This window comes from Pseudomonas sp. SDI (assembly GCF_003105155.1).
Lineage (GTDB): Bacteria > Pseudomonadota > Gammaproteobacteria > Pseudomonadales > Pseudomonadaceae > Aquipseudomonas.
Genome location: NZ_QETK01000001.1, coordinates 191,974 through 208,237 on the forward strand (window position 1 = coordinate 191,974; position 16,264 = coordinate 208,237).

Here is a 16,264-nt window from a genome sequence, read left to right on the forward strand (position 1 = left end):
CTGGCACTATTTGCGCTGTTTCTTGAACGCTGCCTCCAGTGCCTCGTTCAAGGTGCGCAATACCTTGACCCGGGCCCAGCGCTTATCGTTGGCCTCGACCAACGTCCATGGCGCGATCTCGGTACTGGTGCGGTCGACCATATCCCCCACCGCCTCCGAGTAAACGTCCCATTTGTCGCGGTTGCGCCAGTCTTCTTCAGTGATCTTGAAGCGCTTGAAGGGAATCTGCTCGCGCTCCTGGAAACGCTCCAGCTGGGTCTGCTTGTCGATCGACAACCAGAACTTCACCACCACCACGCCAGCGTTGCTCAGTTGCTCCTCGAAATCGTTGATTTCACCATAAGCGCGCATCCAGTCGGCCTGGGTACAAAAGCCCTCGACCCGCTCCACCAGCACCCGGCCATACCAGGAGCGGTCGAACACGGTGAACTTGCCGCGTGCCGGAATGTGCCGCCAGAACCGCCACAGGTAGGGCTGCGCGCGCTCCTCTTCGGTGGGTGCGGCAATCGGCACGATGCGGTACTGGCGCGGGTCCAGCGCGGCGGCCACCCGACGGATCGCCCCGCCCTTGCCAGCGGCATCGTTGCCCTCGAACACCGCCACCAGCGCGTGCCGGCGCATGCGCTTGTCGCGCAGCAGGCCTGCCAGGCGCGCCTGCTCGGTGATCAACTGTTCCTCGTAATCCTTCTTCTCCAGCCGCCGGGTCATGTCCAGACTGCCGAGCAGGCTGCGCTGGTCGATGCTCTCGCCCAGTGGTGCGATGTTGGTCTGGCGCGGCACCGGCCCCTGGGACTTGAGTGCGGTCTGCAGCCCCTCCAGCAGGATCTTGCCCACGGCCAGGCTGCGGTAATTGGGATCGACACCCTCGATCACATGCCACGGCGCATAGTCACGGCTGGTTCGGCGCAGCACGCGCTCGCCGAAACGCACGAAGCGGTCGTAGGTTTGCGATTGCTGCCAGTCCAGCGGACTGATCCGCCAACTGTGCAGCGGGTCGTCTTTGAGCGCCTTGAGCCGCGCTTTCATCTGTTTCTTGGACAGGTGGAACCAGAATTTGAAGATCAGCGCACCTTCGTCGCAGAGCATCTGCTCCAGGCGCTCGGCGCCGCTGATAGCCTGGTCGAGCACGGCATCCTTGAACCGCCCATGTACCCGCCCCTGCAGCATCTGGCTGTACCAGTTTCCGAAGAAGATGCCCATCCGCCCCTTGGCCGGCAGTGCCCGCCAGTAGCGCCAGGCCGGTGGTCGGGCGAGCTCTTCGTCGCTTTGCTGGTCGAAGGTGCGCACCTCGATCAGCCGCGGGTCCATCCATTCGTTGAGCAGCTTGACGGTCTCGCCCTTGCCGGCGCCTTCGATGCCGTTGATCAGCACGATCACCGGGAACCGCGACTGCTGCTTGAGCTCGAACTGCGCTTCAAGCAAGGCCTCGCGCAGCGCAGGCACTTCGGCGTCGTAGGTTTCTTTGTCGATGCTATGACCAATTTCGGCGGATTCGAACATACCAGGCTTCCTTTATGATCTGGCACCGTGGAGCGGTAGGTATCCACTATATTGGAAACGCCCCCGTGCAGACACACAGTGCTTAAGGTAGATTTTCAACACGAACCGCCCTTTGCTGGGCCCGCAGAGCGTGCGTTCGATTGAACACGCTGGCGCTGGGGGTTGGGCCCTCAATGGACAGTGAAGCGTAGCGCAAATACCAAGGAGGTCGCGCAATGAGCAACGACGATTTAAAGATCCCAACAGACTACGGGTTTGCCCGTATTGGTGGGGTGATGAACTACCTGACCCGCGAGTTTGTCACGGACCTGCATGCCTTCGACATGGCCGCTCTGGCTTCGCTCTCACGGTTAACGAGCAATCAGCCAAGGGGGGAAATGACCATCCAGGCCAATGCCTACTCCAAAGAAGAGCAAAGCGCATGGAGCGTCAGCGCCGCGGCAAAGGCAAGTGCTAACTTCCCGCTGTGCAGCGTGGCCCTAGAGTTTCATACCGACCAAAGCGCAGGCGAGCTATCAACGGCCTCCGGCATGAAGTTAACCGTCGGTTACGCGGTGCGCGATTATAAAATCAAGCTGTCCAGGGACGTTACTGCCGCCGAGCTGTATCAATGCGCCACTCCCCGATTCAAAGAAGCTTATGATGCCATTGCCAACGCCGAAACACCGGAAGACTGGCTGGCGGCATATATGGACTTTCAGGAAGACTATGGGCACGGCTTCATTACCAGCCTCGAGCTCATAAGCTGCGCGGCCGGAAACCTCAGCGTTCAATACACTTCCCGCGCCACTCAGAACGCTCAGAAATGGGGTGGCAGCATCACCGTTGGCGGCGTGGGAGGCGGCGCCAGCGCCTGTACCGAGTACGCCAAAAGCCAGCAAGCCGCCGGCTCGCAGGGTACCTTGACCGCCAATGTGTGTGGGGTACCTGCGGAGTCGCCCGCCATGAACTGGGCCAGGACGTTGATAACCAGTTATGCCGAAAAAAGCATCGACACCCTTACTCAACGCCCACCGTCGGCCATTGCCATTCCCGTCACCGCTGCCAAGTTACCGGACATCCCGAAGATCACCCCGCCCAGCAAAGGCGATGGTCTTCCGCCGGTGAAGATGAACCTGAACAGCAACAAGGACCTGGTTGACTACCTCAAACTCAAGGCCCTGCTGAAAGACGGTGGAGACATCCATTCGCTGCCTGACTGGGATGAGTGCAAGAAGAAGCCGGACGAAAGTCGTGCTCAGGTTCAGGAGGCGTTGAATCGGCACAGTTCGGCGATCAAGAAATCTGTTGATGAGCTGAAGTTCTCGGATGTCGCGGTCAGCAGCCCATCAGCGATAGAAGCAATACCTTCAACCTTACCCGCCGCGAGACGCCTGCGCGCCAGCGCTCGGGAAAACTCCGCTTCGGGTGATATTGATTTTGGCGACTATGCCATTTGCGGTTTCGGCTTCGAGAGCTACAGCAAATACCTGCCTGCGCTGAAGAGCAAAATTGCCGTACCGACGAAAACAGGGTTCTTTCTGGTAAAGCACAACCTTTTCATTGCAGCTCGACAGATTTTTGCAGCCTACCTTAATTACATAAAAGACTTGCCTGAAGCCATCCGGGGAACCCACATCGATAGTACGATGGCAGCGCGTTTCAGTGAGCTGCTGTCGCAGTACGTTAGCCGCTCCAGACAAGAGCTCAGGAACCGCCGGGAGGACGGTGATAAGTATTTCTCTGGTGCCGACTATGAACATACCGTCGCCACATTCGAGCGCACCCTGAGAAATGATGGCGTACTGCGTGGTGCCGTGAAAATCTACGATTACTTCATGGCGAACTTTGAAACGTTCTCAGCCGCCCCGTTCGGCTTCGCCCTGACAGTCACCAGCCCGAGCAATGAAACCGTGTATTTGAGTAGCGACGAACGCTATTCATTTCTACCTTCCTGGTTTTCGCTCCCCAACAAATCCATGTCTACCATGACCAAGCCTGTGATGGATTACACGGTGGCGAAGAACAGTTGCCGCTTTATTCCAGTCATTCGGATCGTCAATGACAACGCCTGCATTGTCTTGGCCACCTACACCAATAACCTGGCGCCCCCTCTTAAAGACTTTACGTTTCCCTGGCAGTTGAGCGTTCGGACAATCGATGCGTTCGACTATGCTCCCAGCGGTAGCGAGCCCGTCGAGTTTGGAGGCTCCGGCTGGTTGGCCGTCTGTATGGCAAAGGAAAATGGAACGGCCGTCGCGTTCCCGAGCATCGTGCCGGTTAACTATCCCGAATATGTTGTATTTGGCATATTCAGGCAGGGTCTCCCCCCGATACCGGGCGTAATGAAATACACCGCCTCGCTCCAGGGCTTCCATATCGAGAGGACCGCCAGCGGGGAGCTCAACCTCGTCGGCGCTCAGGACCGGGCCGTTCAGCGCTGGCCTGTCAGTAGAACGGGCGAGCCGTACGTCAGCGTTGATTTTTCCACCCCGCCCGGTGCCTTCACCGTTCCAGGGGAGGTAAAACTTAAGCCGATTGACTACGCAAGTTTGCCTGGCGCAACGATCAAGGGCATTCCCATGTGGTATGAGTTTCCGTTTGAACAGTTCAAGAAATCCATACTCGATGGCTACGAATAGCGCACACCGGTCAACTTAGGTTTACCGACGTTGTTGACCGGGCTCAACACCCGGTCTTCGCTGTCAACGCCGCAGCGTTTTGTCGTCGAACGATCGGCTAGAATGGCCTACCCGCCGTTACCGAGCCGACCATGACCGATACCTCCGCCACGCCCTTGCATTACGCCCAGATCGACTGGGACGAACAGGGCCGCCCGCATTCGCGGCAGTACGACGACATCTACTTCTCGAAAGAGCAGAGCCTGGCCGAAACCCAGCATGTGTTCATCGACCAGAACGACCTGCACCAGCGCTTTGCGGCCATGGCCGACGGCCAGTGCCTGGTGATCGGCGAGACCGGTTTCGGCACCGGGCTGAATTTTTTCTGTGCCTGGCGAGTATTCGCCGAATGCGCGCCGGCGGGGGCGCGGCTGCATTTTGTGAGTGTCGAAAAGTACCCGCTGACCCGCGCCGACCTGACCCGCGCACTGGCCCTGTGGCCAGAACTGGCGCCGTACAGCGCGCCGCTGCTGGCACAGTATGTAGCGGTGCACGAGGGCTTTCAGCAGTTCGTCTTCGAGCAGGGCCGGGTAACCTTGACGCTGATGATCGGCGATGCCCTGGAACAATTGCCGCAACTGGATGCGGCGGTCGATGCGTGGTTCCTCGACGGCTTCGCACCGGCAAAGAACCCGGACATGTGGACCCCGGAACTGTTCGCACAGATCGGCCGCTTGTCGGCACCAGGGGCAACCCTCGGCACCTTCACCAGCACCGGCTGGGTGCGCCGCGGTCTGGGCGCGGTGGGGTTCAAGGTGAAACGCATTCCCGGTATCGGTAAGAAATGGGAGATCTCTCGTGGGTTGTTTCTCGGCTGGCCGGAAGATCAGCCGCAGCCGCCCTCGCCGCCCTGGTACCAGCGCCCGGCGCCGCTCAGCGGGCCGCGTCAAGCACTGGTGATCGGCGCCGGCCTGGCCGGCTGCTCGACGGCGGCGAGCCTGGCCGCGCGCGGCTGGCAGGTGACGCTGCTGGAGCGGCATGCAGCGCCGGCGCGCGAAGCCTCGGGCAATCCGCAAGGGGTGCTGTACCTGAAGTTGTCTGCGCATGGTACCGCGCTGTCGCGGTTCATCCTGAGTGGCTACGGCTACACCCGGCGCGTGTTGGAAGCGTTGCCGCGTGGGCGTGACTGGGATGATTGCGGGGTGCTGCAACTGGCCTTCGACGACAAGGAAGAGCAGCGCCAGGCGCGGCTGGCCGAGGCGTTCCCGGCGGAACTGCTGCAACGGCTGGATCGTGCCCAGGCCCAGGCCCAGGCCGGGGTGGCGCTGGCCAGTGGCGGATTGTTCTACCCGGAAGGTGGCTGGGTGCATCCGCCGGCATTGTGCGAGTGGCAGGCACGGCAGCCGAATGTGCGGCTGCTGACCCATCATGAGGTGCTGGAGCTGCGCAAGGTCGAGGGGCTGTGGCAGGCCTGGGACGGCGAGCGCTTGCTGGCCAGCGCACCGCTGGTGGTGCTGGCCGGGGCCGCAGACATTCATCGCTTTGCGCCGTGTGCAGCGCTGCCGCTGAAGCGGATTCGCGGGCAGATCAGCCGCTTGCCGATGACCGACGCGAGCCAGGCGCTGGCCACCGTGGTCTGCGCCGAGGGCTATGTGGCACCACCGCGCCTCGGTGAGCATACGCTGGGGGCGAGTTTTGATTTCCACAGTACCGAGGTGACGCCAACCGTGGCCGAGCATGTCAGCAACCTTGGCTTGCTGGACGAGATTTCGCCGGACCTGGCTGAGCGGCTCGGGGCTGCCGGGCTGGACCCTCAGGCGTTGCAGGGACGCGCGGCGTTTCGCTGTACCAGTCCGGATTATTTACCGATGGTCGGACCGCTGGCGGATCGCCAGCGGTTTGCCGAGGCGTATGCGCTGCTGGCCAAGGATGCACGGCAGGTGCCTGATGTGGCTTGCCCATGGGTTGAGGGGCTCTATGTGAACAGTGGGCATGGATCGCGCGGGCTGATCACTGCGCCGTTGTCCGGCGAACTGATTGCCGCCTGGGTCAGCGGTGGGCCGTTGCCGGTGCCGTTGGCTGTGGCCCAGGCGTGCCATCCGAATCGGTTTATGTTGCGAGAGTTGATTCGGGGTAAGAGGTAAACGTTGAGCGCTGGTTTATCTGGTGGGAGCCTGGCGGCGTTGAGCCGCCTGCTCAGCGCCTACCTGCTGAGCCCGCCGGAGCGCTTCAGTGACCAGCTGGAACACACGGCACAGATGGAAAGCGAGACCCGGGTGCCGACCGTCGACAGCCTGGTGGGGAACAAGCGCTAGTCACGGCCGCAGGAGGTTTCGCGTAGCATGTGCGAAACCTCCTGCGGACCGATGCCCTTACTTATGCTGATTCCTTACGACCAACTCGAAGCCGAGACCCTGACCCGCCTGATCGAGGACTTCGTCACCCGCGACGGCACCGACAACGGCGACGATACCCCGCTGGAAACCCGCGTACTGCGTGTGCGCCAAGCGTTGGCAAAAGGTCAGGCGTTTATCCTGTTCGACCTGGAAAGCCAGCAATGCCAATTGCTGGCCAAGCATGATGTACCGCGCGAACTGTTCGAGTAATCAGGCGTCTTCGGGTTTGCCGCGCAGTGCGACGATGCGGTGATAAACCTCAGCGCGGTGCACCTGGATATCCCGGGGGGCGCTGATACCGAAACGGACCGTATTGCCGTCCACCTCCAGTACCTGAACCTTGATGTTGTCGTCGATGGCGATGATCTCGCCGATTTCGCGTCCTATGACCAGCATCTTCGAATCCTCCACAGACAGGGGAAACGGCAGACTGCGCCTGGAGTAGGATGGCAGCAATGGGCTTTGGGATAATTAGACTTTTCCTACTTTTCGCGGGGAACTTGCCTACAAAATACTGTGGCCAGGCACCCCCTGTAGGCGCTGGCTTGCCTGCGCCTACAGGCGTTACGCTGTTTCATTGCTGCAAGCGCGGCCCCAGCATGAGCACCGTCGCACCGAGCACGCACAACGCCGCCCCCAGCCAGTCGCTGCCCAGCGGCCTGGCCTTCTCCACCAGCGCCAGCCACAGCAACGAGGTGACGATATAGATGCCGCCATACGCCGCATACGCCCGCCCGGCATAGGCCGCCTCGACCCGCGTCAGGATCAGTCCGAACAGCGTCAGGCTGAGCAGCGCCGGGACGATCCACCAGGCGCTCTTGCCCAGCCGCAACCACAGGTAGAAGGCATAGCAGCCGCCAATCTCGAACAGCGCCGCAAGAAAGAACCAAACGTAATTGACCATGCCATACCCCTGGCGCTGCGCAAAAGCGCCAAGGATACCCCAGGCACCACGCTATGCCTGCGCCGGCTTGCCCTTGGCACGCATTTTTTCGGCCATGTTCGCCATCTCGTCGTAGAGCGCCTGCGGGTTGTGCTGCTTGAGCTGCCAGGCCATCCGCCCCTGCTCGTGCGGGAGAATCATGAACGCCCCGGCGGCCACCTGCTGGTAGATGTAATCGGCAATCTCGCTGGCACTGATCGGCGAGCTTTCCAGCAGCTTGCCGACCTGCGCCTTCATCGCCGGGGTGGGGCCACGGAACGAGTCGAGCAGGTTGGTCTGGAAGAACGACGGGCACACCACATGCACCGCCACTTCCTGCTGCCGTAATTCCACCAGCAGGCTTTCCGACAACGCCACCACACCGGCCTTGGCCACGTTGTAGTTGCTCATCGCCGGGCCCTGCATCAACGCGGCCATGGAAGCGATGTTGATGATCCGCCCCTTGCTGCGTTGCAACTGCGGCAGAAACGCCTTGCAGCCCTTGACCACGCCCATCAGGTTGATTGCGATCTGCCAGTCCCAATCCTCCAGCGACAGCTCGGCGAAGAACCCGCCCGAGGCGACCCCAGCGTTATTGACGATCACATCGACACCGCCAAGCTTCTCTTCGCAGGCCTGGGCCAGGGCGGTGAGCTGACTGTAGTCGCGCACGTCGCAGCGCTGCGTGAAGCCGTCGCCGCCGGCCTGGCGGACCAGCGCCAGGGTTTCCTTGAGGCCGGCTTCGTTGACGTCGCTGAGCGCCAGTTGCCAGCCTTCGCGGGCCCAGCGCAGGGCAATTTCCCGGCCCAGGCCGGAACCGGCGCCAGTGATCATCATGCGGTTTTGCATAGCGGGATGCCTTGTTCTGCCTTGTAGGTGAAGGCCAGTGTAGCGAAGGCGATCCGCAGCCCCACGCTGTATCAGGATGCTGAATGGCGCAGGCAAACAATCGATAAAACTTTCCGCCCTACGCCGCGGTCGGAACTACAAGCGGACATGATTCCCCATGACCGAACAGCTCCCTCTCGCCATATAGGACTTTGCCATGGGCACCCTACTCATCATCATCCTGATTCTGCTGTTGATTGGTGGCTTGCCGGTATTCCCCCACTCCCGAAGCTGGGGTTACGGGCCATCGGGGATCATCGGTACGGTGTTGATCATCCTGCTGATCCTGTTGTTGCTCGGCAAGATATGAAAAAGCAGCTGCAAGCCTCTAGCTGCAAGCGCCAAGCCGATCGGCTTGGCGCTTGAGACTAGCGCTTGCAGCTGCTTCTTCTTGCAGCTTGCAGCTTATAGCTGCCTCAATGACTCACTGCACCGCTGGCGCCCAGGCCGGTTTGCGAACGAACGAACTGCGGGAAGAACAGCGCACGTTCCTCGTCAGCCGCTTTCGACTTGTCAGTGATCGAGAAGAACCAGATCCCGACGAACGCAATCAGCATCGAGAACAGCGCCGGGTACTCGTACGGGTAGATGGCTTTCTCGTGACCGAGGATCTGCACCCAGATGGTCGGGCCCAACACCATCAGCGTCACGGCACTGACCAGGCCCATCCAGCCACCAATCATCGCCCCGCGGGTGGTCAGCTTCTTCCAGTACATCGAGAGCAGCAGTACCGGGAAGTTGCAACTGGCCGCAATCGAGAACGCCAGGCCAACCATGAAGGCGATGTTCTGGCTTTCGAAGAGGATACCCAGGCCGATGGCCAGCACTGCCAGGGCAATGGTGGTGATCTTCGACACGCGGATTTCGTCCTTGTCGTTGACCTTGCCTTTGCGCCAGACGCTGGCATACAGGTCATGCGACACCGCCGATGCACCGGCCAGGGTCAGGCCGGCAACCACGGCAAGGATGGTGGCGAAGGCCACTGCCGAGATGAAGCCGAGGAAGATGCTGCCACCCACCGCATTGGCCAGGTGCACCGCCGCCATGTTGTTGCCACCCAACAGGGCGCCAGCGGCGTCCTTGAACGCAGGGTTGGTGCTGACCAGCAGGATCGCGCCGAAGCCGATGATGAAGGTCAGGATGTAGAAGTAACCGATGAAGCCAGTGGCATACAGCACGCTCTTGCGCGCTTCCTTGGCGTCGCTCACGGTGAAGAAGCGCATCAGGATGTGCGGCAGGCCAGCGGTACCGAACATCAGCGCCAGGCCGAGCGAGAACGCCGAGATCGGGTCTTTCACCAGGCCACCCGGGCTCATGATCGCGTCACCTTTCGGGTGAACCTTGATCGCCTCGGAGAACAGCAGGTTGAAGTCGAAGTTGACGTGTTTCATCACCATCAGCGCCATGAAGCTGGCACCGGAGAGCAGCAGCACGGCCTTGATGATCTGTACCCAGGTGGTTGCGAGCATGCCGCCGAACAGCACGTACATGCACATCAGGATGCCCACCAGGATGACCGCCACATGGTAGTCGAGGCCGAACAGCAGCTGGATCAGCTTGCCGGCACCGACCATCTGCGCGATCAGGTAGAAGGCCACCACCACCAGCGAACCGGAGGCCGACAGGGTGCGGATTTCTTTCTGGCCGAGGCGATACGAGGCCACGTCGGCGAAGGTGTATTTGCCAAGGTTACGCAGGCGCTCGGCGATCAGGAACAGAATGATCGGCCAGCCGACGAGGAAGCCGATCGAGTAGATCAGGCCGTCGTAGCCAGAGGTGAACACCAGCGCGGAAATACCCAGGAAGGACGCGGCCGACATGTAGTCGCCGGCAATCGCCAGGCCGTTCTGGAAGCCGGTAATGCGCCCGCCGGCGGCGTAGTAGTCGGACGCCGAGTTGTTGCGCTTGGACGCCCAGTAGGTGATGCACAGGGTCGCGCCGACGAAGGCGACGAACATGAGGATCGCGGCGATGTTCAGCGGTTGTTTGTGGACCTCGCCGGTCAGGGCGTCGGCGGCCCAGACGGCCGGCGCAAAGGCGCCGATGGCCAGTGTTGCGAGTAGGCGCCGGATCATTGCTGAGCCTCCTTCAGGATCGCGTTGTTCAGCTCGTCGAATTCACCGTTGGCGCGACGTACATAGATCGCGGTAAGCACGAAGGCCGAAAGGATCAGACCGACACCGAGGGGGATGCCCCAGGTGATCGAAGAGGTCGCGCTGAGTTTGGCACCGAGGATTTGTGGTCCGTAGGCGATCAGCAGAATGAAACCGGAGTAGAGCCCCAGCATGATCGCCGAAAGAATCCAGGCGAATCGTTCCCTTTTTGTTACCAGCTCCTTGAACCGAGGGCTGTTTTGTATCGATAGATAAATGCTGTCGTTCATTGTTTTTGTCCTCGCAGCACAGATTAGGTAGTACCCACCGCCACTTTATGCTTGCTTCGGACGCACTCCAGACGACCTTAGTCTTAGATGTAAAACTCTTTTGCAGAAGCGGTAACAGCCCTGAACGACAAGGGCCGCACGCCTGTTTGCAAGCGTGCGGCCCCAGAAGGTGCGAGATAGAGGCTTCAGGCCATTATTTGCCGGTCCACTCGGCGACGCGCTCGGGGTGTTTGGCGACCCAGTCCTTGGCGGCGGCGTCGGGCTTGGCGCCCTCTTGAATGGCCAACATGACCTCGCCGATTTCGTCTTTCGACTGCCAGGCGAACTTTTTCAGGAACGCCGCCACTTCCGGCGCCTTCGCGCTCAGCGCCTTACTGCCAATGTTGTTGACGGTTTCGGCAGCGCCGTAGACGCCTTTCGGGTCATCGAGGAAGCGCAGTTTCCACTTGGCGAACATCCAGTGCGGCACCCAACCGGTCACGGCAATCGACTGCTGCTTGGCGTAGGCACGGCCCAGTTCGGCGGTCATTGCCGCGCCGGAACTGGCTTGCAGTTTGTAGCCGGTCAGGTCGTAGTCCTTGATCGCCTGATCGGTCTTGAGCATGACCCCGGAGCCGGCGTCGATGCCGACGATCTTTTTCTTGAAACTGTCGTCGGTCTTCAGGTCGGCCAGCGATTGCGCCTTGACGTACTCGGGCACGATCAGACCAATCTTGGCGTCCTTGAAGTTGGGCCCGTAGTCGACCACGTTGTCTTTATTCTTGGCCCAATATTCGCCGTGGGTGACCGGCAGCCAGGCCGAGAGCATGGCGTCGAGTTTGCCGGTGGCCACGCCCTGCCACATGATCCCGGTGGCAACCGGCATCAGCTTGACGTCGTAGCCGAGCTTTTGCTTGATGACTTCGGCAGCGACATGCGTCGTCGCCACACTGTCGGACCAGCCATCGACATAGCCGATGCTCACTTCCTTGGCCATCGCCTGCAGGGCGCCCATTGCCAGTACCAGAGCGGTGCCCGCCCCCAGGAGTCGTCGCATTTTCATCAAAGCTTCCCCTCGTCACGTCACGGAACCTGCATCATCGGCCGCAGGCGTCGCCGAACCTGCTCTGGCAGCGACCTCGAAACATCGAGAAACGACATCACCTTGCCAGCAGGGCCCGAGGCGCCGGGCGCTACCGCCGCCTCCGCCCGAACTTTGCATGCCAAGGCTTTAGCTGGCGGGATTTGCAGGTAGTATTGGCGGCTTTGTTCCTGCACCGGTTGGTTCCATGCCCTCGACTGCCCGCTTTCCCCTGCTGCCCTATGTTCTTGCCTGCCTGCTCGGTCTGTTGGCCCTGGGGGGGCTCTGGTACGGCTTAGGCAAGCCGGTGGTGCTGCCGGACGCTGCCAGCGCCACGCACAAATTGCAGTGTGCTTCGTACACCCCGTTCGCCAAGGACCAATCACCGTTCGACCAGCCGTTCACCCTGCGACCGGCGCGGATCGATGCCGACCTGGCCTTGCTGGCGAAACGTTTCGAGTGCATCCGTACCTACTCGATGGCCGGCCTGGAAGGTATTCCGGCGGTGGCGCGCAAGTATGGCCTGAAGGTGATGCTCGGGGCCTGGGTCAACGGTAATGCCGTGGACACCGACAAGGAGGTCAAGGCGCTGATCGCTTCGGCCAATGCCAACCCCGACGTGGTCTCGGCAGTGATCGTCGGCAACGAAACCCTGCTGCGCAAAGAGGTGACCGGGGCACGCCTGGCCGAGCTGATCGGCCAGGTCAAGCGCGAGGTGACGGTGCCGGTGACCTACGCCGATGTCTGGGAATTCTGGCTGCAGCACCCGGAAATCGCGCCGGCCGTGGACTTCCTGACCATTCACCTGCTGCCGTACTGGGAAGACGAGCCCAAGGGCATCAGCGATGCCCTCGCGCATGTGGGCGAGATTCGCCAGGTGTTCGGCAACCGCTTTGCACCCAAGGACATCCTGATCGGCGAGACCGGCTGGCCGAGCGAAGGTCGCCAGCGCGAGACGGCCGTGCCGAGCCGGGTGAACGAGGCGTTGTTCATTCGCGGCTTTGTCGCCATGGCCGAGGAGCATGGCTGGAAGTACAACCTGATCGAGGCGTTCGACCAGCCGTGGAAGCGTGCCAGCGAAGGTGCGGTGGGCGGTTACTGGGGGCTGTATGACGCCGACCGCCAGGACAAGGGCGTACTCGAAGGGCCGGTGAGCAACCTGCCGTACTGGCCGCAGTGGCTGGCGGTGAGTGGGCTGGTGTTCTTCGGCACCTTGCTGCTGGCAGGACGGGTGCGCGATGCGCGCGCCGGCTGGCTGTTGCCATTACTGGCGGCGCTGGGTGCGGCGAGCCTGGGCTTGTGGGGCGAACTGGTACGAGTGAACAGCCGGTTTGTCGGCGAATGGCTCTGGGCGGTGTTGCTGGCAGGCCTGAACCTGCTGGTGCTAGCCCACGCGGCGCTGGCCCTGGCCGAGCGCCGCGGCTGGCGTGAGCGGGCGTATGCCTGGCTGCAGGCGCGTGCAGGCTGGTGGGTAGCGGCGGCCGGCTTTGCCGCGGCGGTGAGCATGCTGGCGATGGTCTTCGACCCGCGCTATCGTAGCTTCCCGAGTGCGGCGCTGGTGTTGCCGGCGCTGGTGTACCTGTTGCGCCCGGTACGGGTGCCGCGAGCCGAGGTGGCGCTGCTGGCCTTCATCGTCGGTGCCGGAGTGGCGCCGCAACTCTGGCGCGAAGGGCTGGAAAGCCAGCAGGCCTGGGTGTGGGCCGGAGTGAGCGTGCTGATGGTGGCGGCCCTGTGGCGGTGCCTGCGGGTCAGGGGCCAGTAACCCCAATCACGGGACGAGCCCGCGCCCACAAAGGCAGCGCCTACAGGTCAAACGCAAATGGCTGTGGAACCGCCCTTGCGCACCAGGCGCAACCCCGCCAGCACCACCGCGAACACGGCGATACTCGCCGTGTACAACACCAGCGCCGGGATCCCCACCACCAGCGCCAGTACGGCCACGGCCCAGCCGGCACAGCGTGGCAACACAAACGCCAGCAGCGCCAGCCCCAACGCCAACCAGGCGATCACCCGGAAATGAATCAGGTAGCCCAGCGTCGAGCGCACGCCGCACTCCCACTGCTGCACCTGCGCGCTGCACAGCCCGACCCATTGCGGGTCCTCCATGAACCCATAGCGCACGGCATAACTGGCAGCCAGCCACAGCGGCAGGAATACCAGCAAGGCGATCAGCGGTAATCGGCGGGACATGCACTACTCCACAATCTGAAAAATCGGCGCCCAGCATAATCGCCCAAGCCGTCTATGCAAGGCAAAAGCGCCGGGGCCAGCTACTTTAAACCGCAGAGAAATGGAACCAATTGTTGCCGCAGCCACGCTCGGCACGGCACCATCTGGGACGATAAATGCCGGAGCGCCAGGCAACTTTGCCGATAAGCCAAGTGTCCTAGCCTGCGTAACGCCTTTTGCCTTTGCTTATTCCGGGGATCCGTCATGCTTCGATCACTGCGCCTCGCTACCCTGTTGGGTGGCCTCCTGCTAAGTGCGGCCGCGTCAGCGCGGGACGTCGACGCGGCCACCTACGGTTACCCGCTGACCAACCCATTCGAGGCCACCATCGCCTCTACCCCGCCCGACCTGCGCCCCGAGCTGCCCAGCGACGAGGATATCAACCAGGCCGACTATCAACTGAACCTGCGCCCGGAACGGGCCTTCACCCTGCCGGACAATTTCTGGCCGGTGAAGAAGCTGCGCTACCGCCTGGCCCGTCAAGACCATCCGGCACCGCTGATCTTCCTGATTGCCGGCACCGGCGCGCCGTATTCCAGCAGCCTCAACGAGTACCTGAAAAAGCTCTACTACAAAGCCGGCTACCACGTGGTGCAGCTGTCGTCGCCGACCAGCTACGACTTCATCAGCGCCGCCTCGCGCTTTGCCACCCCCGGGATCAGCAGCGAGGACGCCGAGGACCTGTACCGCGTGATGCAAAGCGTGCGCGCCCAGCACCCGCGCCTGCCGGTCAGCGACTATTACCTCACCGGCTACAGCCTCGGTGCACTGAACGCCGCCTTCGTCAGCCACCTCGACGAAACCCGGCGCAGCTTCAATTTCAAGCGCGTGCTGCTGCTCAACCCACCGGTGAACCTCTACACCTCGATCACCAACCTCGACAAGCTGGTGCAAACCCAGGTCAAGGGCGTCACCAGCAGCACCACGTTCTATGAGCTGGTGCTGAACAAGCTGACCCGCTACTTCCAGCAGAAAGGTTACGTCGACCTCAACGACGCCCTGCTCTACGACTTCCAGCAGTCGCGCCAGCAGCTGTCCAATGAACAGATGGCGATGCTGATCGGCACCTCGTTCCGCTTCTCCTCGGCCGACATCGCGTTCACCTCCGACCTGATCAACCGCCGCGGCCTGATCATTCCGCCGAAGTACCCGATCACCGAAGGCAGCAGCCTCACGCCGTTCTTCAAGCGCGCGCTGCAATGCGATTTCGACTGTTACCTCACCGAGCAGGTGATCCCCATGTGGCGCGCTCGCACCGATGGCGGCAGCCTGCTGCAACTGATCGACCAGGTCAGCCTCTACGCGCTCAAGGACTACCTGCACAAAAGCCCGAAAATCGCCGTGATGCACAACGCCGACGACGTCATCCTCGGCCCCGGCGATATCGGCTTCCTGCGTGCCACCTTCGGCGACCGGCTGACCCTGTACCCGCTCGGCGGCCATTGCGGCAACATCAATTACCGCGTCAACAGCGACGCCATGCTGGAGTTTTTCCGTGGTTAAAAAATTCCTCCTGCTGGCGACCCTGCTCGCCAGCGGCCCCTTGCTCGCCGATGAAACGCCGCCCGCCGCCAGCGCCATCGACACGGACGGTTTCACCGAGCCGCTCAAGGCACTGAAGTTCAACCCGGGCTTGGACCAGCGCGAGTTCGAGCGCTCGACGCTGAACGCGCTCAACGTCTACGACCCGCTGGAGTCGATGAACCGGCGCATCTATCACTTCAACTACCGCTTCGACCAGTGGCTGTTCCTGCCGGTGGTCAATGGCTATCGCTACATCACCCCGACCTTGCTGCGCAGCGGCGTCAGCAACTTCTTCAGCAACCTCGGCGATGTGCCGAACCTGTTCAACAGTTTGTTGCAGCTCAAGGGCAAGCGCTCGATGGAGATCACCGCGCGGCTGTTGCTGAACACCACCATCGGCGTCGCCGGCCTGTGGGACCCGGCGACCAAGATGGGCCTGCCGCACCAGAGCGAAGACTTCGGCCAGACCCTGGGCTTCTACGGCGTGCCCGAGGGCCCGTACCTGATGCTGCCGATTCTCGGTCCGTCGAACCTGCGCGATACCGGCGGCCTGGCGGTGGACTACAGCGCCGAGAACTGGATCAACTTCCTCAACGTTGCCGAGGTCAGCGCCAACCACCCGGAAGTCTGGATACTGCGCGCTATCGACAAGCGTTACACCACCCGCTTCCGCTACGGGCAGACGAACTCGCCGTTCGAGTATGAAAAGGTCCGTTACGTGTACACCGCGGCGCGCAAGCTGCAGATCGCCGAGTAAGCGCG

Annotated in this window: 15 protein-coding genes and 1 pseudogene; 8 read left to right on the forward strand and 8 right to left on the reverse strand. The window is 61.8% G+C overall.

Annotated features, from left to right (window positions below; all coding sequences use genetic code 11):
- Positions 1 to 6: 6 nt before the first annotated feature.
- Positions 7 to 1,500: a polyphosphate:AMP phosphotransferase gene (gene pap / locus DCO48_RS00965; RefSeq protein WP_116548761.1), complete on the reverse strand. Its 1,494-nt coding sequence runs from the start codon at positions 1,498 to 1,500 to the stop codon at positions 7 to 9.
- 215 nt (positions 1,501 to 1,715) lie between these two features.
- Here pap and DCO48_RS00970 point away from each other — a divergent pair, with 215 nt between their 5' ends.
- The 4 genes and pseudogenes from DCO48_RS00970 (at position 1,716) to DCO48_RS00985 (ending at position 6,706) form a co-directional block, all read left to right on the forward strand.
- Positions 1,716 to 4,121, forward strand: coding sequence for a hypothetical protein (locus DCO48_RS00970; RefSeq protein WP_116548762.1), 2,406 nt, complete (start codon positions 1,716 to 1,718; stop codon positions 4,119 to 4,121).
- 131 nt (positions 4,122 to 4,252) lie between these two features.
- Positions 4,253 to 6,244 (forward strand): bifunctional tRNA (5-methylaminomethyl-2-thiouridine)(34)-methyltransferase MnmD/FAD-dependent 5-carboxymethylaminomethyl-2-thiouridine(34) oxidoreductase MnmC, encoded by a 1,992-nt coding sequence (mnmC, locus tag DCO48_RS00975; protein WP_116548763.1) that lies wholly within the window; start codon positions 4,253 to 4,255, stop codon positions 6,242 to 6,244.
- 27 nt (positions 6,245 to 6,271) lie between these two features.
- A pseudogene (locus DCO48_RS00980) lies at positions 6,272 to 6,415 on the forward strand (osmoprotectant NAGGN system M42 family peptidase); the annotation flags it as partial.
- 63 nt (positions 6,416 to 6,478) lie between these two features.
- Positions 6,479 to 6,706, forward strand: coding sequence for a YheU family protein (locus tag DCO48_RS00985; protein ID WP_116548764.1), 228 nt, complete (start codon positions 6,479 to 6,481; stop codon positions 6,704 to 6,706).
- On the opposite strand, the gene csrA is transcribed toward DCO48_RS00985, so the two are convergent.
- The 3 genes from csrA to DCO48_RS01000 all read right to left on the reverse strand — a co-directional run bounded on the left by csrA (position 6,707) and on the right by DCO48_RS01000 (position 8,267).
- Positions 6,707 to 6,892, reverse strand: coding sequence for a carbon storage regulator CsrA (gene csrA / locus DCO48_RS00990; protein WP_116548765.1), 186 nt, complete (start codon positions 6,890 to 6,892; stop codon positions 6,707 to 6,709).
- A 178-nt stretch (positions 6,893 to 7,070) separates the two neighbouring features.
- Positions 7,071 to 7,400 carry a YnfA family protein gene (locus DCO48_RS00995; protein ID WP_116548766.1) on the reverse strand — a complete coding sequence of 110 codons (330 nt, stop codon included), beginning with the start codon at positions 7,398 to 7,400 and terminating at the stop codon, positions 7,071 to 7,073.
- Between the two features lie 51 nt (positions 7,401 to 7,451).
- A complete protein-coding gene (locus DCO48_RS01000; RefSeq protein ID WP_116548767.1) occupies positions 7,452 to 8,267 on the reverse strand; it encodes an SDR family oxidoreductase in 816 nt (271 codons plus the stop codon).
- A 196-nt stretch (positions 8,268 to 8,463) separates the two neighbouring features.
- Here DCO48_RS01000 and DCO48_RS01005 point away from each other — a divergent pair, with 196 nt between their 5' ends.
- Positions 8,464 to 8,616, forward strand: a complete 153-nt coding sequence (locus DCO48_RS01005) for a DUF3309 family protein (protein WP_116548768.1) — start codon at positions 8,464 to 8,466, stop codon at positions 8,614 to 8,616.
- Positions 8,617 to 8,722: 106 nt separating this feature from the next.
- Here DCO48_RS01005 and DCO48_RS01010 read toward each other — a convergent pair whose 3' ends face one another.
- The 3 genes from DCO48_RS01010 to DCO48_RS01020 form a co-directional block, all read right to left on the reverse strand.
- Complete coding sequence (locus tag DCO48_RS01010; RefSeq protein ID WP_116548769.1) at positions 8,723 to 10,381, reverse strand: cation acetate symporter; 1,659 nt, start codon at positions 10,379 to 10,381, stop codon at positions 8,723 to 8,725.
- Positions 10,378 to 10,689: a DUF485 domain-containing protein gene (locus DCO48_RS01015; RefSeq protein WP_116548770.1), complete on the reverse strand. Its 312-nt coding sequence runs from the start codon at positions 10,687 to 10,689 to the stop codon at positions 10,378 to 10,380. The genes DCO48_RS01010 and DCO48_RS01015 overlap by 4 nt, the downstream gene beginning before the upstream one ends.
- Positions 10,690 to 10,882: 193 nt before the next feature.
- On the reverse strand, positions 10,883 to 11,731 hold the full coding sequence (locus DCO48_RS01020; protein ID WP_116548771.1) for a glycine betaine ABC transporter substrate-binding protein: 849 nt from the start codon (positions 11,729 to 11,731) through the stop codon (positions 10,883 to 10,885).
- 226 nt (positions 11,732 to 11,957) lie between these two features.
- On the opposite strand from DCO48_RS01020, the gene DCO48_RS01025 reads away from it, so the two are divergent.
- Positions 11,958 to 13,511, forward strand: coding sequence for a beta (1-6) glucans synthase (locus tag DCO48_RS01025; protein WP_116548772.1), 1,554 nt, complete (start codon positions 11,958 to 11,960; stop codon positions 13,509 to 13,511).
- A 47-nt stretch (positions 13,512 to 13,558) separates the two neighbouring features.
- Here the strand turns inward: DCO48_RS01025 and DCO48_RS01030 are convergent, their stop codons facing one another.
- Positions 13,559 to 13,939 (reverse strand): hypothetical protein, encoded by a 381-nt coding sequence (locus DCO48_RS01030; RefSeq protein ID WP_116548773.1) that lies wholly within the window; start codon positions 13,937 to 13,939, stop codon positions 13,559 to 13,561.
- Between the two features lie 243 nt (positions 13,940 to 14,182).
- On the opposite strand from DCO48_RS01030, the gene DCO48_RS01035 reads away from it, so the two are divergent.
- Both DCO48_RS01035 and DCO48_RS01040 read left to right on the forward strand, forming a co-directional pair.
- Positions 14,183 to 15,481, forward strand: coding sequence for a serine/threonine protein kinase (locus DCO48_RS01035; RefSeq protein WP_116548774.1), 1,299 nt, complete (start codon positions 14,183 to 14,185; stop codon positions 15,479 to 15,481).
- On the forward strand, positions 15,474 to 16,259 hold the full coding sequence (locus tag DCO48_RS01040; protein ID WP_116548775.1) for a VacJ family lipoprotein: 786 nt from the start codon (positions 15,474 to 15,476) through the stop codon (positions 16,257 to 16,259). Before DCO48_RS01035 ends, DCO48_RS01040 begins: the two co-directional genes overlap by 8 nt.
- Positions 16,260 to 16,264 lie beyond the last annotated feature (5 nt).